The sequence below is a fragment of the Candidatus Neomarinimicrobiota bacterium genome (genome assembly GCA_012964825.1).
Taxonomy (GTDB): domain Bacteria; phylum Fidelibacterota; class Marinisomatia; order Marinisomatales; family S15-B10; genus UBA2125.
The window spans coordinates 34,402-54,424 of sequence record DTTI01000075.1 but is presented as its reverse complement, the minus strand read 5'-3'; the positions used below and the strand labels follow the sequence as shown (position 1 = coordinate 54,424).

Here is a 20,023-nt window from a genome sequence, read left to right as displayed (position 1 = left end):
ATCGCCGCTGCCCATCCACTTTCAGCATTCATGACTGGTGGCCTCTTTTGTCCCATCAGGATAGACAGCCCACTTCCAGATGGGTACCCGTTTCTTCAGTTCCGAAATAAACCAGGAGAGTGCATCCAGCGATTCTTTTCGGTGGGGAGCCCAGATAGATATATGCAGAGAGGATTCTCCTACGGGCACTTCACCCTCCCTATGGCGGCAAAGCAGATCGTGAATGGGGAATTTCTCCACCGTTTCTTTGGCCAAAGCTTCCAGTTCCTCACCGGCCATTCCCTCGTACTGTTCATATTCCAGTGCGATGATGGGTTTGCCGTGCTCTGTCTTTCTCACCCGACCATTGAATACAACCTCAGCTCCTTCACTGGTATGATTGTTTTCACTAGGGAACGGATCGATTTTTCCCTGAACGATTTCTGTCTTAATCATGTTGTTTTTTATCCCCCTTGGACTGGAGGAATCAGTGCCACCTCATCACCGTTTTTCAGGGCAATAGGTTCAGGCATATATTTTTTGTTGACTGCTACTCTCAGAGTTATTCCATGAAGGTTGTCCCCGGCCATTTCGCGAATTTTATTTTCAACGGTGGATGTATCAGCGTCGTCTTCCAACTCCAGATTTACAGTTTCTTTTCCCAACGCCTCACGAACATGAGAGAAGCAGCGAACGGTCACCTGTAGACTCATACGTTAAGTTCGATTTGCTCCATGGTGTGGCTGAGACCGTTGTAAAGCAACAGCTTTCCCGATAGGTTGGGCGTAATTCCCAGGATAACCTTGATCGCCTCCAATGCCTGAATGCTTCCAATAATTCCTGGTAACATCCCTGGAACACCATCGTCACTGCATGAGCCGCCATCAGTAACACTCTCTGGGAAAACGTCAGCATATGAAGGTCCACCGTTGAAATGAAAAACAGAGACTTGGCCTTCAAACTTGTAGAGTCCGCCGTAGATGAGAGGAATAGACTTTCGGAAACAATACTGATCCATTACTCTGCGTGCGGCAATGGTGTCTGTGGCATCCAGCACCACATCGCTTCCGGCCAGCAATGTCTGGCAATTCTTTTCCGAAAGAAATGTGTGATGTGATTCCACGTTACAGTCAGGATTCAGCCCGGATAGAGCCTCAACCGCCACATCACTTTTTGGATCGCTTATACGGTCTGATCTGAAGAGAGGCTGGCGTTGGAGATTGGTGAGGTCCACCACATCGCCATCAATAAGGCAAAGTTTCCCCACTCCGGCTGCGGCAAGATACTGAGCGGCAGGACATCCCAACCCTCCGATACCTACAATAGTTACCTTGGATTCGAGAAGCCTACGTTGACCTTCTTCACCAATTTCTGGCAGAACCATCTGCCGGCTGTACCGAGACAGATCACGTTCATCTTTTTTGTAGGCGTTCCACGCCTGAGCACCGCCGATGAGATTGTACACCTCATCCGGATCCTCTATTTCAATCCACCGCTGTGTAATAATTCCGAACTGACAGATAAGAACCGTTGTCGTCTTCAACTTTTCCGGGGACAGTTGGTCAAGATCTGTCTCCAATGTCTCAAGTTCTCTCAAGGGCCACTGTTTCCGCTGGTCCTCACGGCGAACATCCACAACTTCAACCTTGCGGCTCCCGTCAAGCCACTGGGCCAACTCTTTAGCTGAAATATTCATTGTAATTCGCTCCATGGAAGGAGCCGGGCTGTAATTTCTTGACCGGATTTGAGAGGACCTTCTCCTCGGGGTGATTCCAGAATAGCGTTGGCCATAAGAGCAGAGGTAAACATATGGGAACCGTACTTGCCGGACGGTTTTGCCACCATCTCCCGGCCGTCCATTTCAACATGCCCTAAAAGGTAGCGCCGTTTCTCTGTTTCCCGTGGGAAAGACTCAACGAGTCGGGCAGTTACTTTATTTATTGGTATTAAACCCATAAACCTTTCACAGGTGGGCCACACATATTCCATAAAACAGACAAAGGAGGAAACGGGATTGCCCGGCAGTCCAAATATCAGTGTCTCTTCTGATTCTCCGAAAAAAAAGGGGCGTCCCGGTTTTTGTGCCACTTTCCAGAAATATTCCTTCACGCCCAACTCTAGGAAAACATCCCGGACATAATCGTGTTTCCCCATGGAAACACCACCGGAGGAGACTATGAGGTTACTTTTTTCCATGGCTTCCGACAGGAAATCCTTCAGTGACTCGCGGCTGTCTTTCAACACACGCTGCATGGCTACCAGAGTGCCAACACGTTCTGAAAGTTCGGCGAAGACGTGAAGATTGGAATTGTAAATCTGGCCCGGTTTCAATTCTTCCCCCGGTTCAATCAACTCATCTCCTGTAGCAAATAAGGAAATGTTAGGTCGACGGTAAACTTCCAGCTCCCCGAAACCGAAAGTAGCAGCAACACCGATCTCGCCGGCACCCAGACGGTTACCGGGGCGAATAAGTGTCTCTCCTTCAGCAATTTCTTCTCCACCATAGCGAATATTTTCACCATCCGTCGCCTCCCGGAAAACCTCAACACAACGGTTATTGCTAAACCCGCTGCTCTCTTCCACCACCACAACAGCGTCTGCCCCTTCGGGAATGGGAGCTCCTGTCATAATCTGGCAACATTCACCCTTGCCGATGACGGTGTCGGCTGAACTACCGGCAGGAATAACACCTTTCATTGAAAGTGTGACTGGCAAATCAGCTGATGCGCCTATCGTGTCTCTCGCGCGGACAGCAAAACCGTCCATGGCGGTGTTGTCGAAACGGGGTTGAGGGAAGGTGGCCACTATCTCACGAGCAAGAACTCTCCCTGTAGCATCATTAACCTTAACAGTCTCGATTTCCGGCCTCCGAATCCGGTCTTGAATAATCTTGTGAGCTTCAGCGACTGATATCATGGCCACAGCCCAACAAGACCCAACACTCGGCGGAGGGCGGCAACCACAAGGACCACTACCAAAAGACGGCGAATCATCTGGTCTGAAGCATGGTTGGCACCAAAGCGAGTACCCAAGAATCCACCAATAAGAACAGCCACAGCAAACTGGATGATCAAATCACCATCCAATTGGACTTGGTCTGATATAAAAGCACCCGTCAAGCCCGCCAGAGAATTGACAAGAATAAAGAAAGCACTCACAGCAGCAGTCTCTTTAGCTGTAGCCCAACCTTTGAGGATAATAAGGGGGGAAAGAAAAATACCGCCTCCCACACCAACAAGTCCCGACAAAAATCCAAGCCCCGCCCCAACACCAAGGCTGACAACCATCGACGGTGATTTCTGAACTTGACTATTGCTCTTGACTGACATCATAAGTCGCCAGGCAGCCCACAAAAGGGTTAGAGAAAGAAGCGTGTCAAAAAGCCAATTGATAATCGGGAGGTAAGCCCCCAGGTATGCGAACGGTATAGACGTCAAGACAAACGGCAGTATCAGCTTCATATTGAAATATCCTTGCCGGCCGTAGTGATAAAGCCCCAAGGAAACAACCACAAGGTTGAGGACGAGAGCGTGAGGTTTCAACCAGACCGCACCGTAAGACGCAAAAATTGACAGAGATAGGACAGCCAGATATCCTGAAGCACCGCCGTGACCCACAGAACCGTACAGTGCAGCAATAACCGCCAGTGAAAAGAGAAGTCCGATCTGGAATTCCATATTTAGTGTCGTTTTCCCTCTATCATTGGGAACACATGAAGGAAATCCGGAATGAGTACTGTAAGTGCATCCTTCGACGCACCGGGACTGCCCGGCAAACAAATGACAAAGGTGTTACCAATCCGGCCGGCCAGAAGCCTGGAAAGCATGGCTGTCGGTGTTTTAGATCGGCCGTAGCTGTGAAGAGCCTGTTCAACACCGGGCAGTCGCTGCGAGAGCATCGGCTCTATGATGTCGATGGTAATATCATAGGGCCCTACCCCGGTTCCGCCGGAGGTGACCACAAGTTCAAAATTCTTTGAAATGAGATCATTCATAACTGTCTTTAACTGCTCGCTGTCGTCGGGAATCACCTCGGTGTGGTCAATTTTGCATCCGTTTTTGGACAGCCCTTGTTCCAATATTTTACCGGAGGTATCCTCACTTTTTCCTTCATGGACCGACTGGGAGAGAACCAGAACGGCCGTTTTGACAGAGTAATCGGTTCGATGTTCACTTTTGCCGCCCTTTTTCTCCAACAGATGAACGTCCGAAATGACCATGGTCTTATCCACAGCCTTGCACATATCGTAAATGGTGAGTGCTGCTACACTAACCGCTGTAAGCACCTCCATCTCAATTCCTGTTGCTTCTTTTGTTTTTGCTACTGCTTTAATGAGAATATGGTCCCCCTCAGGCTCAAACTCAATATTAACCCAGGAAACATTCAAGGGATGACATAAAGGGATAAGATCGGATGTTTTTTTCGCCGCCTGGATACCGGCGATTTTGGCGGTGGTCAGAACATTGCCTTTGGGAAGTTCATTTTCAAGAAGCAACGCCAGAGTCTCTTTTTTCATGCTGATTTTGCCTTCAGCTCTGGCTGTTCTCTCGGTAGCTGGCTTATCAGTAACATCCACCATTTCCACATCGCCTTTTTCATCTAAATGAGAAAATTTGATCAATTCATCCTCCGATCTTTGTCATACTTTCCCTGCCGTGGTCTTCCTGTCTTTGGGCTACCCACCCGTCTTCCGGCTTCATCCACATGGCACGACGGATCACCTTACCAATCTCCACGTCGTTAGCACCGTTCCGAATAAGTCCCTTCAGATCAAATTCATCATCTGAGTAGAGACAGTTCCTGATCTTCCCATCGGCTGTAACCCGAATACGGTTGCACTCACCGCAAAAGCTGCGGGTAAAGGCGGGGATAATTCCCACTTTACCGGCATAACCGGGCACTTTGAATAAACTGTGTTCCGTGGCTGTACCGGAATCGGGTTCAATTCCTGGATGGAGACGGCGAATTTCTTTTTCGATAAGCTCAGCACCGAAAAATTTTCCCGTCTTCCAGATCTGGTGAGCGTCAAAGGGCATCAATTCGATGAATCGAACTGTCAGAGGTTTTTCCCGTGTCAGTTCAATAAAGTCTCCGATCTCCCTGTGGTTAAAATCCCGCATGAACACAACATTTATTTTCACGGATCGAAATTCCAAAGAGAGGGCAAGGTTTAGCGCATCTATTACTTTCTCCACCCCTTCTCGTCGGGTAATCTCTACAAATTTTTGATGATCTAGAGTATCCAGGCTGATGTTGATGCCCGTTAGTCCCGCATCCAGAAGAGGTTTTGCCACTTTTTCCAGCAACAAGCCGTTTGTGGTAAGATGGACTGATTTGACCCCCGCATTTGCTGCAAAACCCACAAGAGAAACAATATCTTTATGGAGAAGGGGTTCACCCCCCGTAAATCGGATTTTTTTTACCCCACTTTCGACCAGGATGGATATTAATCGATTGATTTCATCTGTTGTGAGGAGATCTTTTTGGGGAAGAAAATCGACACCTTCCTCAGGCATGCAGTAAACACACCGAAGATTACATCGTTCGTTTACCGCGATACGGACATAGTCAAACGTGCGTCCGAACTGATCGACAATCAATTCGCCATGTCTAGCAAGCGATGCGGATGATATATCTACTGTTTCCGTTCGACTATTCAATAGGTGTCCCCTTCCAAGTTTATCCCGCCAAATAACGGGATCGGGAGCTGATCCTGTCGTTTCCAACAGAACAGTACCGGCATCAGACCTTATCGCTACTGAAGTATCCCTGCGAAGGGTTCGACTTAGGTCAGTCAGCTAAGAGACTTGCGTGGAAATTAAGGAAAAAACAGGAAGTGGGAGCTCTTTTTTTCAGGCCGGCTGTGACTTTGCTATATGATGAAAGGGTGATTTTTCTCTCAAGGTCATCACCGCATCAATGATTTCTTTAGCTGCGATTTCCACATCGTCTTCCTTATTCATGCGGCCGAAGGCGATGCGTATAGATGAATGAGCCAGTTCTTCACTGTGCCCCAGAGCTTTCATGACGTAACTAGGTTGAAGTGTTGCACTGGTACAGGCCGAGCCCGATGAGCAGGCTATGGATTCCAACTTCATGAGGAGTGCCTCGCCTTCCACGTGGGGAAAAGAAAAATTGATATTCTGGGGCAGTCGATGTTCCAGACTGCCGTTGATAATTGTGTCCGGCAGATCAGAAGTCACTTTCTTTACCAATTTATCACGCATTGACTTAAGTCGTGTTGACTCTTCAAATCTGTTATCAGCGCAAAGTTTGGCAGCCTCAGCAAGCCCAATAATAAGGGGCACAGGGAGAGTTCCTGAGCGCATGCCCCGTTCGTGACCGCCGCCATCCATCTGGAGTTTTAGTTCCACCTTCGGATTTCGTTGACGGACATAAAGAAAACCGACCCCCTTTGGTCCGTAAATTTTGTGTCCAGAGGCAGCAAGTATATCAATATTCATTGCCTCAACATCAATGGGCAACTTGCCAAACGACTGAGCCGCATCCACCATGAAACGGATATCCCGTTTCCGACATATCTCTCCGATCCTGGCTATATCATTCACGACCCCGATCTCATTATTCGCATGCATAATTGTCACAAGAATGGTGTCGTCATGGATAACCTCGTTCAATTCAGCCAGATCGATCAAACCATTTTTGTCTACCGGTAGATAAGTCACTGTCCAACCCCGATTTTCCATCTCTTTGCAAGTATCGAGTACAGCTTTGTGCTCGATTACCTGCGTTACAATATGTTTCCCTTTTTCACTGTTTCGATGGCAATACCCTTTAATGGCAAGATTGATCGATTCCGTAGCGCCGCTGGTAAATACAATTTCCCGTGGGCGACATTTCAAATCTTCGGCAACGATCTTGCGAGCTTTTTCAACAGCTTCTTCCGCTTCCCAACCAAAAGGGTGGTTCCTGCTAGCAGCGTTCCCGAACTTCTCGGTAAAGTAAGGCATCATCGCCTTAAGCACGGCCGGGTCTATGGGCGTTGTGGCGTTGTTATCGAGGTAAATCTTCCGCTTCATCCTGTTAGATTGATCACTCAAAGGAATATACAAACCGACCAGAGTTAATCATAGCCAGCTAAAAATCGAGCCGAAATTTGACTGATCCGACACCTTCAGTTGGAGAATAAACATAAAGGATGGTGAGAGGCAACGTGAACGGCAGGTGGAACGCAGTTGATTCAAAAGTGAAACCGGCGCCGATGGTAAGATAATCACGGACTGTGTCACCATTAAGACCACGCATCCACTCACCAAACATGTCCAGGGAAACCCTCTTAACATACCCGAACTTTAGCCATCTCATTAGAGGTAACATGTCCAATCCACCATCGGGATAGAAAAGGGGGACTTTGTAGTAACCTCTGATGCTTGTTACACTTTCATGGAAAACATATTCATGGGTCAGGGGCATCTCCACTAAACTTTGGAAAGGGTATCCATCATCTTTCTTTTTCTCCAGTGCCCCTGAAACCCTAATGGCGTCATGGGCGAATATCCCCGGCAGGAACCATGTTGTGCCCAGAAATGCCCTGCTCCCTTTAAAATTGCTCTTGAAGGGCGTATTTGTAATAGCAATGTCGACCTCAGCCCCTTTTCTTGGCATCACGTCTCTTGGCGCATCTTCCGTATAAAAAGCATAGTTAGCCTCAACGGTAATGGGGAAAATAATGCCGTCCGCAGCTGTATTGGGAAGGGTGGTGTCAGGCAGATCATCTCTCTCTTGCCAGGTAAAGGCAACTTCATGATTGGATGTGGTCGTCCTTTGCAGGGTGGTTGTAATGTTTAAGGCTTCCATCCTGACCCCAAACCGCCGATTGATAATTGGTAAGGTGACCCTTAAATCAAAGCTTTGCTCCTGCCAAAAATGAGTGAGGTGACTTTTGGCTGTGTCCGCTCTACCCACAGGCACTTCTACAATGTCCGGGCTGACCCTTTCACCCCAACCGAGACCGCCGCTTAAGATGGGATACCACCCCCGATAACCTCCTCGCAGTTCTGAAAACAGCTTCTTTTCATTCCTGTTGTAAGATGTCCGTAAAATGAAACTGGCAGTTCCTAGAACATTGTCCGAATAAAGGGAAAAAGTCGGTTCTACGGTTTCAGGGATGACTTCCCAGCTGTGAAAATTGAAAAAGAAGCCAGAATGGTTGTAATCTGTAATCTCATACTTTTTATTTACTGATTCATTATCGGAAGATGGACCTTTCTTTACCAAGGAATCAGTCGTGATGTCATCTCGAATGTTCACTGATTGAATGGGTATCCATCGGTCTTGATCTAAGGATATGGATACAATTCTATCACCCTTGGAAGTGTAATCATTAAAAACCAAACTATCTCCGCTGGCTGAAAGGACCGCGTTCGAAGAAGCAACCTTAACAGAGGCAACCTGAAATGTTGCCCCAGTTGATATTTCAGTTGCGTAAAGATTATCTATACCTGAGTAGGGTGACTCATAAATAATAAAATTTTCATTGAAAATTGGCTTAAATACTTCCTCCCAAGATTCAGGTTTGATGTTTGTTATCTCCCCACTGGTAACATTGATTACGGATATTGACTTTCCATTTAAATGGTGTGAAACAAAGACAATTTTTTCTCCGTCATCAGACCAACGGGGATGCAAAATGGAGGTGTTACCAATTGAGGAGAAACGGTATAAAATCTTTCCTGTATCACTATCCAGGATAACAAGAAAGCATTCTCGAGTTTCACTGAATTCTACAACTGCTATTCTTGATCCATCAGCTGAGATGGCAGGAGCATAGTACCGCACCTCTTCCGTAAGCTGTTTTCTACCACCATTTTTCAAATCACAAAGGACTATATTGGACCAACTCTGTTTTGTCCATCGCCTATCCGGTTGAATCTCATTCCAAACTGCAAACCCACCGGCAATGTGAATACCCAATTCTTCCACCATACTGGGGAGCTCTGTGATAACCCTTTCACCACCCTCTTCATTTAGCTGAACAAGCAAAGCTAATTGAGATAAACTGCGTTTAACGGCATAAAGGTTACCTTCTTTGTCATAACCGGGAAAAAGATAGTCGGTCCTGAACTTGAAGTTCTCAGGACTGAGAACTTCAAGTTCAGTGAATTGAACATCCTTGATATGATCTTTCCAAACACCGGCCATTTCATCCATGGCATCATGGTAAAGCTGAGAAGTGGAACGACCCGTCACTTTTTTTGAAGCAGCGCTGAAAGGATTAAAGGGATTCCTAATTAAAGGCCATTTCATCGTCTGATAGAGAATCTCTGAAAGTGTTTCCGGTCCATATCTCCTGACCACGTGAGACGACATCAGAGAGCCGTAATGATAATGGTTTGGGTATTCCTCCTTGAATGAACCGTAAAGTGCCTTGCGATAACTGTAACGGGTGTCATCCAAAAGTAGGGCGCGAATTTCTCTGTTAAAGTAAGGTTGGCGACCGCGACCACTTTCAGATAATAAAGTTTCAGTGACTACGGCATCCCCCTCCCAAAACCAACCGGGTATCATCAAAAAACCCGCTATGGATTGCATCCCCTCACCACCCAGAAGCCTGAAAAGACGATTAATTCGTTTGTCTGCCTGTCCGAACTGGAACATGTGTCGACCTTCATGGCTGGCAAGAAGCTCATACCATTCAAGGGATCCCATTTCTTTTAGGGACAGTGGGATATGGTACCATTCCGACTTCCATGGTGCCAAACCAACAAAGGCATTGGGTATTGCGCTGCGGTTACGTAAAACAATGGGGATTTTTCTGTGGCGCCCACCCATACTGCCACCAGTGCGAATATAATTTGCCTCAAGGAGATTTGCTGCCCGATTGGCTTCCAGTGAGAGTTCCTCTGCAAATACGAGGCGGTAATGGCTGGTTTCAATCTGTTTCCATCGAATAGTGGGAGGATCTTGTCCTAATACCATGGAGAAAGTGAAGAATAAACAAAGGGCGCCAGAGCGCGTCAATTTATACAACTAATGAATCCGACTCATACTCATGGATTTCCTGAGCCGCCCTCAGCCCAGAAACCAGTGCTCCCTGCATCCAGCCATGATAATCCGATGCATGTTCACCTGCAAAGTGGATTCTACCTTCAGCCTTGCCAATGTGTGACTGTAAAGCTTCATATTGAGCAGCAGTTGGGGATGCCCAAGCACCACCAGACCACTCCTGCAGTGCCCAAGAGTGTGAAGTACCATTTTCAATGTGATCATTCACACCAGGAAAGACATTTTCCCACCTGCTCAACACGTTCTCAACATGTTTGTCTTCACTCATCCCATCTAGTTCAACAGCTCTATCGTATCTTAAATAGGACATAATGATTCCTCGGGGCCCATCCCGGTCCCAGGTCGGTTGCCAGACCTCCTCGGGCCAGTCCGTATAGCCCCATCCATTGAGACCTTCGCTTTCCCAAAATCTTTCCTTGAACTGAACAAAAACCCTGGTAGAGGCAGCATAATTATAGCCACCACTCGTAGCATCTACTTTTTCAGCAGAAAGTAATGGTTTGAAATCGATTTTATTGAGCACAGGCAAAGGGACAGTACACAGCACTCTGTCAGCGGTAAACTGGGCTCCACCTGAAACTTTTACTACCACACCATCGGCGTTTTGCTCTATGGATTCAACAGGTTTCAAGAGTTGGATCTTATCCGCAAGGGATTCAGCGAAAGACTGAGGAAGCAAATCCGAACCGCCCCGAATCTTTACATATTCTTTGTGTTTAACCGATCCGGGCCAGGGGCGACCTTCCAGAAAATCGCTGGTAGGAATCACGGTACGAGTCCCATCTGCTAAGTCTACAAAGGAACCTGATAGGGGATAAAAGGGATCAAGTTTTAAGTCAAAATGGTCAGCATAGCCTAGAGTCAGGTTATGATCAGGAGGGATTCGGGCGGCGCCGGCCTCAGCATGGTGTCCATCAGAAAATGGCGAGCGTACAGTAAACACACGTCCCCCGATACGGTCCCTGGCTTCCAGAATTGTTACATCATGACCGGCTCTTTTTAACTCGTAAGCCGCAACCAACCCAGACATACCCGCGCCAACAATAATGACTTGTTTGGAGGGTTTGTTGCCTGACAAAGCTCCAGGAGAGTCGTTGTCTGCTTCTTCCGGATCATTGTCACAAGAAATAAATGCCGAACCCGCGGCTAGAAGGATAGTTTGGCGGAGAAAATCCCGACGAGTTAGATCAGACACTCTTTCCTTTTCTGTAGACCAGTTGACACTTTCATAAATATAGTGCTATTAATGAAAAAAGCCTCGAAAGAGGCTTATTTATTGCTCCGGAGGAGGGACTTGAACCCCCAACCTAGTGGTTAACAGCCACCCGCTCTACCATTGAGCTACTCCGGAATATCTCAATCAAAGCGCGGCAAATTTACCTTTTCACGCTGGCGCACCCAAGGAGGATGTTACATTTCTTTTTCAGCTGTGACTGATTTATCCTCAACAAACTGTCCATGTTCAAGCTGCTCTTTAGAGATGTAAATAATACCCTGTTCTTCATGGGGTTCACCATAAACCGAATGGATGGATTTGAGTCCCCCGAGCCATTTACGGCTGTCTGAGACATAGACAAGATCACCAACCTCCGCAGCCATTTTATCCATCTCATGTTTAGAGAAGCGAACAATATTTTTATCACTGTCAATCAGTTTCCAGAGTACTGTTACTTCTTCGCCGAGACGATCATTCGGTTTACTTCCTTTAAATATCTCCCGCAGCGAATTCACATCGGATAGCGTTAGACCTTTTAACTTCTCCATAGGTTCAGGCTTAGTAAAAAGGCTAACAATAACTCCAACACCGGCACACACTGCAATATTATAGAGTGCACCTATGTAATAATATCCCCGGCCGGGTCTCAATTCAATACCGTGTGAAAATGGTTTAACTAGTTCTGGAAAGAATTGGCCCAGAATCATCAGAGCAGCACCCAATACAAACGTGGCAATTACAGCCGGTGTGGTGAACCGTTTCCAGAAAATCCCAAGGAATACTGCCACAACAAGTGGCGGTGTGAATGTTGAGTGGAACCAGCCGTGAGCTTCATAGATCGAGTCAAATGAATTGAAAAAAGGTACCAAAATCACCGCTATAACTTTCACACCAATGGAGGTGAAACGGGCAATTTTTAGCTCTTTTATATCATTAGCCTCTTTTTTCGCTAGTGGGCGGTAGACGTCATTTACAATAATAGCTGATGAAGCGTTCACCAGTGTATCAGCGGTAGACATTAGGGCGGCACATAGAGCAGCAATGATAAAGCCGAAAACACCCGGACTGGAAACCACATTTGTGACGGCAACAAAGACATCATTCGCCTCCATGCCGGCAGGTAGAGCTCCAGGCACAGCGTTGGCAATTGCCCGACCGATCCAACCGGCATTTGAAACAACAATGGCAGAAATAGGTAATACCAGAAGTACGTTAAAGGCTGCAGCCTTTCGACCTTCGTTCACACTCCGTGCAGCCATGAAACGCATGATCAATCCTTGATTGAGAAACAAAAAACCAATAGAGCCCGCGATACCATCCTGCCAAAAAATCCCAACAAAATTAAAATCGGGCGGACGGTTAAAATGTGCAAGCGGAAGTTTCTGATCAGGTGTAAGATTTTGCCAGAATGCTTGCAATCCACCCAACGCTGTGTGATCGGCCAGGTAGTTGAGACCGAGGAAGAAAAGTAACAGTCCGGCAAAGATAAGTATGAGTCCCTGGAACAGATCTGTGAAGATGACTGATGTTTGTCCACCGAAGTGCATATAGATGGTGGTAGCTACAGCAATAATCACCACGGTTACCATAAGTGGTATACTATAAATCCTGTACAGAGCCGTTGCCAGCGTCAGGAACTGAATTGCAATGTAGCCGATCATGTAAACAAGTATCATGAGCATGGCGAGGGATCTTGCTGTTTTATTGAATCGTTTTTCGAAGTATTCTGGTATAGAACCAACGCGCGTGTAATAGATGATGGGGAGCCAGCCGAACATGAAAAGCGGCATGAAGAACCAGTCGTTCATGTATGTCATGGTTGATGAGAAACCGTACTGGTACGCCTTGGTGGAATACTTGACAAAGCTATGGGAGCCGATCCCTGTGGCAACGATTGAGATTGATATGAGCCACCAAGAAAAGCGCCTGCCACCAAAAAAATAGTCCGATGTAGTTTTGCTGTACTTCCCGAAATAGGCACCGAAACCCATGACAATCACGAAATATGTGACTATAACGAAACGGTCGAGATTTGTGCCGACTGCCAAATCCATCAGGAACTCCCCAACGCCAACATGATGAAGACGGCGTGCAAGGTAAAATAAAAACCAAAACCAAAAAGAAGCACCTTGATCCAGAGTCTATGACGAGGTATTTCACTGTTGAGTGCCTTCGTTCTAAGAATCAACATCATACCAATAACGAAGGCTGCACCTCCTACTCCATAGAGATAAAGAAATGGCAGCCAGGTTTGGGCGAAATCAAGCATCTATTTTATCGAAAGCTGGCCTTAGACTGTCGTAAGTTTCACTGAGACCTTCCATAACTATCTTGGTATGCCCCAATACAGGCATAAAGTTTGTGTCGCCGCTCCACCTCGGTACAAGATGGTAATGAAGATGATCCGCTATACCAGCACCTCCGGCTTTACCGATATTCGCCCCAAAATTAAAGCCTTCAGCCTTCAAGGCAGACTTTAGTATCTCCATACTTGCATCTGCCAGGACCATTATCTCAGACTTTGTTTCCACAGGAATATTCAATGGGTCGGATTCATGAACATAAGGTGCTAACATGAGATGTCCATTGTTGTAGGGATAGAGATTCATTAAAATAAAACTGTATTCCCCGCGGTACAGGATAAGTTCTTTTCGGTCATCGTCTGCAGCAGGCTTATCACAGAAAATACACCCCTCTTCTTTGGGAGCCCTTAAGTACTCAATGCGCCAAGGAGCCCAGAGTCTATCCATGGAATATGTAGGTCTGGATTATTGGAGAATTACAGTAATGAAATGATGCCCGAACTAAGATATTTATTAGATAATCGGAATGAGTGATCAAAGCGAAATTTCTTTCAACCCTATACCATGCATGAATCCAAAGATTATTCTTCCTCTTCTGTTTCTGTATTCGCGGCAATCACTTTCTTTTCGACATCACCAGGCATATTTTCATAGTGGCTGAATTTCTCACGGTGTGTGCCTCGGCCACCAGTAAGGGACCTCAGTGTCGTGGAATAACGATAAAGGCTTGCTTGAGGCACTTCAGCTTTGATTACCTGGAATCCCCCTTCTGTGTCCACCCCTAAAACCTTTCCTCGCCTGCCTGAGATATCGCCCATAACATCACCCATTTGATCTTCCGGTACTTTCACTTCAATCTCCAAAATAGGTTCTAAAAGACTAGGTTTGGCATCCATGAAAGCTTCTTTAAATGCGCCTTTACCTGCGATCTGGAAAGCCACGTCTTTAGAGTCCACAGGGTGCTGTTTTCCATCATAGAAATTCGCCTTTACATCCACAACCATACATCCGGCCAATATTCCTTCCCCACAAGCTGCATTAACACCCTTTTCGACAGATGGCACAAAGACACGATCAACACTCTGCCCAACAAGACTGTTAGAAAACTCTACACCTTCTCCTCGAGCTTTCGGTTCAACGGTCATCCAAACTTCGGCAAACTGGCCAGCGCCACCTGACTGTTTCTTATGGCGATATTTCGATTCACCTTTACCACGAATTGTCTCACGATAAGGGACTTTCGGTTCGATTAAGTCAACTTCAACGCTAAATTTCTGTTTCAGACGATCAACAACAATTTCTAGCTGAAGTTCACCGAGACCGGAAATGATTGTCTGCTTCAACTCAGAATCGACACGATAAACAAAAGTGGGATCTTCCTCATGAAGGGTCGCTAAACCTGTGGCAATTTTTTCTTCATCACCTTTGGATTTCGTAATCACAGCTTCATGGATTGAAGGTGCGGGAAAAACAATCCCGGGAAGCTCTACATCCAGTTTCGCATCACAAAGGGTATCACCTGTATGTGTATTTTTCAGTTTTACTACGGCACCGATGTCACCTGCATTAAGCACTCCTGCATCTTTCCTATTTTTTCCATTCATGGAAAAAATAGGTCCCATTCGTTCATTGGAATGGCGAGAAGTATTTTTCAGATCCTGACCACTTTTTACAGATCCCGAGTAGACCCGGAAGAATGAAAGTTCTCCTACATGTGGTTCGCTGACAGTTTTATATATGAAAAGAGAGGTAGGCTGATCTGTAGAGGCAGTAATCATCGTTTCATCATCTGAGCCCAATTTATTTACGCTAACCTCTGCAACATCTGCAGGAGAAGGACAGTACTTTGAAATAAAGTCCAAGAGTCTTGTAACACCAACATTGGTTTGCGCCGCCGTAGCGACCAGAGGAATTATACTTCCGCTAAGTATAGCTTCATGAATTCCGCTTCTCAGTTCTTCCTCAGAAAGTCCGCCTTGATCGAAAAATTTTTCAAGCAGAGTATCATCTGATTCAGCAATGAACTCGATAAGCTCCTCGTGCATCTGATCAATTTTATCTTTTAGATCATCGGGAAGATCACCCTCTTCGCTCTTGCCACTGGCATCAGTGCTATAGGTCAGCATTGTCTTTCTGAGAACGTCGGCCACCTGATTGAATCCTGCCCCGGCATTTACCGGCAGTGTGAGCGGGAAGACCCGCCGTGAGAAATGACTCTGAAGATCGCTCAAAATCGCATCAAACTTGGTGTGCTCTTTGTCTAGCATCGTCACCACAAACATTTTAGGAATTCCGTATTCATCAGCATAACCGCTCACAATATCGGTCCCTGTTTCTACACCGCTTGTGGCAGGTACAGCAATAACAGAAAGGTCGGAAACCCGAAGCGAACTTTTCGCTTCACCCAGAAAATCGAGGAAACCGGGTGCATCCTGAATATTCACCCGTTTATCTAGCCAGTTGCAGTGTAGCGGTGTGCTGCTGATAGAAATTTTCCTGTTGATCTCCTGGTGATGATAATCAGATATGGTCGTGCCGTCTTCTATTTTCCCGATACGGTTTGTCTCACCAGCGTTATAAAGCATCGTTTCGGCAAGAATCGTCTTGCCGGACGTACCGTGACCCACAATCGCAATGTTGCGGATATCTTTAGTCTGAATATTGCTCATGAAAATTCCTTTCTAAAAACTTTGAAAAGGTAACCCGAGCTCTACACAACCGTCCGCTTGGACGCCAAGGGACGGGAGTATAAAAACGAACGTCAGCCAAATCAAGGCTTTTCGCCTCAAGCACGCTCCTCTTCAAATAAATGAGAATCGACAAATTCTCTCAGGACTGGCACAATGTAGCGATCTTTCAGATCGAGCGCCCCGAATGAAACCGCCAGTATCCGGAGACGTTGAGCAAGAGGTCGTATTTTGTTCAACACCACAAACTGATCACCGTTCACCGTGCAGTATCCTCCCTCAAAGTCACCTTTTCCCTCAAGAATGGTTACATTGAGCTGATCGGCAAGTTCCTCAAAGTGATTGTACAGTTCTTCCGGCTTCAAAGAAGATCGTCCCTCCCTTTCTGTTTCACAATTGATACAATAGTCTTGATTTCTTCCGCCCTGTCTCTCGGTACGATGAGTGTGGCATCATCAGTGTTGATAACAGCAATATCGCTAAGTCCCATAACTGTTGTTAGTTTATCCAAAGAATAGATGAGGTTTCCTCCGCCATCGATAACCAAGCCGTCACCTTTCACAACATTGCCGTCACCCTTTTTCGGTAAAAGTTCAAAATAGGAATTCCACGATCCCATATCGCTCCACGTGAACTCGGACTTCACAACGTAAATGTTGGACGCTTTTTCAAGAATGCCGTAGTCAACCGATTCGGGCGAAAGCGAGTCCCACTTCGCTTCCAGAGTTGACTGATACTTGCCTGTCCCAACAGCCTGTCCGATCTCTTCCATGATTTCGTGATGAACGGCCATGTGATCCCTCATGGCTTCGAGGTAAACTGAGGCTTTCCAGACAAACATGCCGCTGTTCCAGAGAAAATCACCACTCTCAAGAAACCGTTTGGCGGCAGAGGCTGTAGGCTTCTCAGCAAAAGTTTTGATGCCAAACGCCTTTCCATTTTCTAAAGGTCGTTTTTTATCAAACTGAATATAGCCGTAACCTGTATGAGGAGATGAAGGAACAATACCCAGTGTCACCAGGAGGCGGTCTGAGTTTACCAGCTTCAGCGCCGATGAAAGTGCTCCTGAGAAAAGGCGGTGTCCCACGATAAGGTGATCTGCCGGGAAAACACCCATGACGGCGTCAGGATCTCTTGCAAGAAGATGAGAGGCCACCAGGCCAATGGAAGGGGCCGTATTTTTTCCGGACGGTTCAACAATAATATTTTTCTTCAGTACACCATCCACTTCCTTCGCAATTGTTTTCGCAAGGTCCGATCCAACAACAATGTAAATGTCCTCTACAAACCTTATCTTGCGGAGTCGGTCCACCGTCATTTGAAGCATGGTCCGATCCCCGATAATGTTCAGAAGCTGTTTCGGGCGGTTCTTCCTGCTCACCGGCCAGAACCGGGTTCCCTGACCACCGGCTAGGATCACTCCAAACATCTTCTGTGATTTCATGGTTTTTGATTCTCTGGATATGTGACGATGATTCCCTCTACATCCCAGTTGGCTCTCACTTCAATCGTATCACTTAACAATGTAAAAGGTTCGGCCGGCATCATGGGCAATGCTTTTCCAAAAGTATAACGGCCATTATCGTCTTTGTCTTGAAAAGCACCAAGGAGCCACATACCAGCAGGTATTTCTTTCATCTGAAACTCGCCTTCGGAATTTACCGAAACAGTCACTGAAATCGGGTTTTTTTCTACAGGTCTTGCGGTCACGATCGTCTTTTCAACATAGGATCCGGTAACATACCCGGAGAGTCCGCCCCTTCCCCTTTCTCTGCTGACTGACACACTGTAGTTAAACAGTGAATCAACCATAACAATGTCATCTTCCGATAGTATCTCCGAACCGTAAAGTTTAAGATCAAATCTTTCACTCTCTGGCCAGCCTGTTTCGGGGACAACTTCCAGCCTCGTAGGATCAGGCTGAGTAAGGGAAATTGCAATCAAGGTCTCTTCACTGTCAGTTAGAGTAATGACCGAATCAGTGTCCGAAACGGTAACTGGCCGAGTGAACTGAAATGTCAAAGGCTCATCACCGGGAGCAAGGGTCACAGGTTTATCCGAGAGCGGGGAATGAATTTCTGGCGGGATGCTGTCCTTTTCCGAAATTATGATTTGCCGGTCAACCGCTTGAAGCGATTGACCAACGGAGTCTGTCAGGCCGGATACTGAGAGAGAATAAACCTGTCCGGCGGTTAGCTCATCCACAAAAAAGCGAAGCTGGCTCTTTTCATCGGCATACTGGAAAATATGATCTGCTTTTATGGGTGCGAAACTCTCAGGATCAGAGAATTCAATTACAGCACCGGGAGATTCGGATAATTTGAAAGAATTCATAAAAGTAACCGTTCCCAATTTGGCATCTTCCATGACCGTTGAAATAACGCGAAATAGAGGCACTTCTTTGCCAAGACGGATGTTTATATTATCAACGACATCATTCTCACTGTCTATAGTCACTGACTCCTCCCAGTAGAGGCCGTAGGTTGATCGGGAAGGTGACAGAGGTGCCGGTGCCGCACCGCCCCGGTGAGCCATCACGCTGAACTTACCCGGGTCAAGAAAATCAAAAGTGAATCTGCCTGAATCATCGGTTTCCGTGTAGTAGTCCGGGGTACGTAGTAAAAGGGTGTCGTCAGCAACTTCCCTGCGCCGGAAGAGATAAACCAGTGCTGAGGTTTCCCCGAGTTCATACACAGTGCCTGAAATTCGCCCGTTGGCAATTTTGCTTCCTGTGGTGAAAGCAAGCTGGTAAGTTTTGTCGAGCCTGTTCTTCCGTTCGTCAATAATATCTCTAGTAATGGTCAAGATATAGGTCTGCTCACGCCTCAGCTCTTCAGGCAATGTAACGATGAGGATATCTTTTCTCAGATCAACCTGGAGGTTTTCATCTGTAGAGGGCGAAAGACGGATCCTTTGGACATCTGTCTGTTCGTGGAGTCGCTCAGAAAATGTCAATGTCAGTTTTAACCCGCCTTCAATGCCTGTGGTTCCTGATAGTGGTGAGACATCAATTAGGGATGGAAGTGTTTTGTCTTCCGGCCCTCCTGGCGGTGGGGAAACCGCCGCACACCTTAGAAAAAGGACAACAAGTAGTGTAGAGCGCTTCAAAACGGCCTTAGATCATACGGTATCTGGTTGTTGTAGGTGATGGATGACGGTGTCACCTTGGCTGTGATAACATTAATCTCAACCCCGGTCTTTTCAGCCGTAACCAGCGCTTCAGCAAATTTCCAATCTCTGTCCCACATGGGTCGGAACAGTTTCGCATCGGACCGTTGACAAACAAAAAGAATACCTGCTTTAACGCCACTTTTCACCATATTTGTTAGCGCCAATGCATGCTTGGCTCCCCGTTCGGTAATAGCGTCTGGGAACATACAAACATCCTCTTCCACAAACGTCACCGATTTGACTTCCAAGTAGTAGGGTTTTCCGTTCTTTTTTAGCAGAAAATCAAACCTGTGATTGCCTACTGTCACCTCTCTTCTAACCAGAGTGTACGAATCAAAAATGGAAAGTTCTCCATTTACTAAAAGACTCTGGACAAACCTGTTGGGAAGCGTTGAATCGATAGAGACCCAGTGCCGTTCCTTTTTTACTAGAAGTGTGGTCCATGAGGTACGCCTGTGTGATGACTGGCTATCCCTGGGCCGAACTTTCAGCTGAGCGCCGGGGATTAACAGCTCCTTCAGCCGACCAGGATCAGGGAGATGACTCTTCACGCGTTTGCCATCTATGTCCACCACTGTCAGGAATCTGTTTGGTCTTTCAACAAAACGGGCATCCCTTAGGGGGCCGGGAATCTTCACGGG

General features: G+C 46.6%; 18 protein-coding genes and 1 tRNA gene. All 19 read right to left on the bottom strand.

Features of this window, described 5'->3' with window-relative positions; genetic code table 11:
• Nucleotides 1–21 precede the first annotated feature (21 nt).
• The 19 genes from EYO21_07575 to sfsA all read right to left on the bottom strand — a co-directional run bounded on the left by EYO21_07575 (nucleotide 22) and on the right by sfsA (nucleotide 20,020).
• The gene (locus EYO21_07575; protein ID HIB03662.1) at nucleotides 22–435 is read right to left on the bottom strand and encodes a molybdenum cofactor biosynthesis protein MoaE; all 414 of its coding nucleotides are present in this window, start codon (nucleotides 433–435) and stop codon (nucleotides 22–24) included.
• Between the two features lie 8 nt (nucleotides 436–443).
• On the bottom strand, nucleotides 444–692 hold the full coding sequence (locus tag EYO21_07570; GenBank protein HIB03661.1) for a MoaD/ThiS family protein: 249 nt from the start codon (nucleotides 690–692) through the stop codon (nucleotides 444–446).
• Nucleotides 689–1,690, bottom strand: a complete 1,002-nt coding sequence (locus tag EYO21_07565) for a hypothetical protein (GenBank protein HIB03660.1) — start codon at nucleotides 1,688–1,690, stop codon at nucleotides 689–691. Before EYO21_07565 ends, EYO21_07570 begins: the two co-directional genes overlap by 4 nt.
• Nucleotides 1,672–2,895: a molybdopterin molybdotransferase MoeA gene (locus EYO21_07560; protein ID HIB03659.1), complete on the bottom strand. Its 1,224-nt coding sequence runs from the start codon at nucleotides 2,893–2,895 to the stop codon at nucleotides 1,672–1,674. The genes EYO21_07565 and EYO21_07560 overlap by 19 nt, the downstream gene beginning before the upstream one ends.
• Nucleotides 2,892–3,656: a sulfite exporter TauE/SafE family protein gene (locus tag EYO21_07555; GenBank protein ID HIB03658.1), complete on the bottom strand. Its 765-nt coding sequence runs from the start codon at nucleotides 3,654–3,656 to the stop codon at nucleotides 2,892–2,894. Before EYO21_07555 ends, EYO21_07560 begins: the two co-directional genes overlap by 4 nt.
• Before the next feature lie 2 nt (nucleotides 3,657–3,658).
• Entirely contained in the window at nucleotides 3,659–4,600 is a 942-nt protein-coding gene (locus EYO21_07550; protein HIB03657.1) for a bifunctional molybdenum cofactor biosynthesis protein MoaC/MoaB, read from the bottom strand.
• 1 nt (nucleotide 4,601) lies between these two features.
• Nucleotides 4,602–5,777 carry a GTP 3',8-cyclase MoaA gene (gene moaA / locus EYO21_07545; protein HIB03656.1) on the bottom strand — a complete coding sequence of 392 codons (1,176 nt, stop codon included), beginning with the start codon at nucleotides 5,775–5,777 and terminating at the stop codon, nucleotides 4,602–4,604.
• 54 nt (nucleotides 5,778–5,831) lie between these two features.
• A complete protein-coding gene (locus EYO21_07540; GenBank protein HIB03655.1) occupies nucleotides 5,832–7,019 on the bottom strand; it encodes an IscS subfamily cysteine desulfurase in 1,188 nt (395 codons plus the stop codon).
• Nucleotides 7,020–7,077: 58 nt separating this feature from the next.
• Complete coding sequence (locus EYO21_07535; protein HIB03654.1) at nucleotides 7,078–9,918, bottom strand: hypothetical protein; 2,841 nt, start codon at nucleotides 9,916–9,918, stop codon at nucleotides 7,078–7,080.
• Between the two features lie 43 nt (nucleotides 9,919–9,961).
• Entirely contained in the window at nucleotides 9,962–11,200 is a 1,239-nt protein-coding gene (locus tag EYO21_07530) for a flavin monoamine oxidase family protein (protein ID HIB03653.1), read from the bottom strand.
• A gap of 81 nt (nucleotides 11,201–11,281) precedes the next feature.
• Nucleotides 11,282–11,356: transfer RNA gene (locus EYO21_07525), tRNA-Asn, on the bottom strand.
• 59 nt (nucleotides 11,357–11,415) lie between these two features.
• Nucleotides 11,416–13,275: a sodium:solute symporter family protein gene (locus tag EYO21_07520; GenBank protein HIB03652.1), complete on the bottom strand. Its 1,860-nt coding sequence runs from the start codon at nucleotides 13,273–13,275 to the stop codon at nucleotides 11,416–11,418.
• Entirely contained in the window at nucleotides 13,275–13,490 is a 216-nt protein-coding gene (locus EYO21_07515) for a hypothetical protein (GenBank protein HIB03651.1), read from the bottom strand. Before EYO21_07515 ends, EYO21_07520 begins: the two co-directional genes overlap by 1 nt.
• Nucleotides 13,483–13,971 (bottom strand): HIT domain-containing protein, encoded by a 489-nt coding sequence (locus EYO21_07510; GenBank protein HIB03650.1) that lies wholly within the window; start codon nucleotides 13,969–13,971, stop codon nucleotides 13,483–13,485. Before EYO21_07510 ends, EYO21_07515 begins: the two co-directional genes overlap by 8 nt.
• A 134-nt stretch (nucleotides 13,972–14,105) precedes the next feature.
• On the bottom strand, nucleotides 14,106–16,193 hold the full coding sequence (locus EYO21_07505) for an elongation factor G (GenBank protein ID HIB03649.1): 2,088 nt from the start codon (nucleotides 16,191–16,193) through the stop codon (nucleotides 14,106–14,108).
• 116 nt (nucleotides 16,194–16,309) lie between these two features.
• Complete coding sequence (locus tag EYO21_07500) at nucleotides 16,310–16,576, bottom strand: hypothetical protein (GenBank protein ID HIB03648.1); 267 nt, start codon at nucleotides 16,574–16,576, stop codon at nucleotides 16,310–16,312.
• Nucleotides 16,573–17,655 carry a mannose-1-phosphate guanylyltransferase gene (locus tag EYO21_07495; GenBank protein ID HIB03647.1) on the bottom strand — a complete coding sequence of 361 codons (1,083 nt, stop codon included), beginning with the start codon at nucleotides 17,653–17,655 and terminating at the stop codon, nucleotides 16,573–16,575. The genes EYO21_07500 and EYO21_07495 overlap by 4 nt, the downstream gene beginning before the upstream one ends.
• Nucleotides 17,652–19,319, bottom strand: coding sequence for a hypothetical protein (locus tag EYO21_07490; GenBank protein HIB03646.1), 1,668 nt, complete (start codon nucleotides 19,317–19,319; stop codon nucleotides 17,652–17,654). Before EYO21_07490 ends, EYO21_07495 begins: the two co-directional genes overlap by 4 nt.
• A complete protein-coding gene (gene sfsA, locus EYO21_07485) occupies nucleotides 19,316–20,020 on the bottom strand; it encodes a DNA/RNA nuclease SfsA (protein ID HIB03645.1) in 705 nt (234 codons plus the stop codon). The genes EYO21_07490 and sfsA overlap by 4 nt, the downstream gene beginning before the upstream one ends.
• Nucleotides 20,021–20,023: the final 3 nt, after the last annotated feature.

Coding starts and splice junctions, on each gene's coding strand:
- EYO21_07495 (HIB03647.1), bottom strand. CDS start 17,655: ATGAAATCACAGAAGATGTTTGGAGTGATCCTAGCCGGTGGTCAGGGA.
- EYO21_07555 (HIB03658.1), bottom strand. CDS start 3,656: ATGGAATTCCAGATCGGACTTCTCTTTTCACTGGCGGTTATTGCTGCA.
- EYO21_07520 (HIB03652.1), bottom strand. CDS start 13,275: ATGGATTTGGCAGTCGGCACAAATCTCGACCGTTTCGTTATAGTCACA.
- EYO21_07515 (HIB03651.1), bottom strand. CDS start 13,490: ATGCTTGATTTCGCCCAAACCTGGCTGCCATTTCTTTATCTCTATGGA.
- EYO21_07575 (HIB03662.1), bottom strand. CDS start 435: ATGATTAAGACAGAAATCGTTCAGGGAAAAATCGATCCGTTCCCTAGT.
- EYO21_07570 (HIB03661.1), bottom strand. CDS start 692: ATGAGTCTACAGGTGACCGTTCGCTGCTTCTCTCATGTTCGTGAGGCG.
- EYO21_07505 (HIB03649.1), bottom strand. CDS start 16,193: ATGAGCAATATTCAGACTAAAGATATCCGCAACATTGCGATTGTGGGT.
- EYO21_07535 (HIB03654.1), bottom strand. CDS start 9,918: ATGGTATTAGGACAAGATCCTCCCACTATTCGATGGAAACAGATTGAA.
- EYO21_07510 (HIB03650.1), bottom strand. CDS start 13,971: ATGGATAGACTCTGGGCTCCTTGGCGCATTGAGTACTTAAGGGCTCCC.
- EYO21_07565 (HIB03660.1), bottom strand. CDS start 1,690: ATGGAGCGAATTACAATGAATATTTCAGCTAAAGAGTTGGCCCAGTGG.
- EYO21_07560 (HIB03659.1), bottom strand. CDS start 2,895: ATGATATCAGTCGCTGAAGCTCACAAGATTATTCAAGACCGGATTCGG.
- EYO21_07540 (HIB03655.1), bottom strand. CDS start 7,019: ATGAAGCGGAAGATTTACCTCGATAACAACGCCACAACGCCCATAGAC.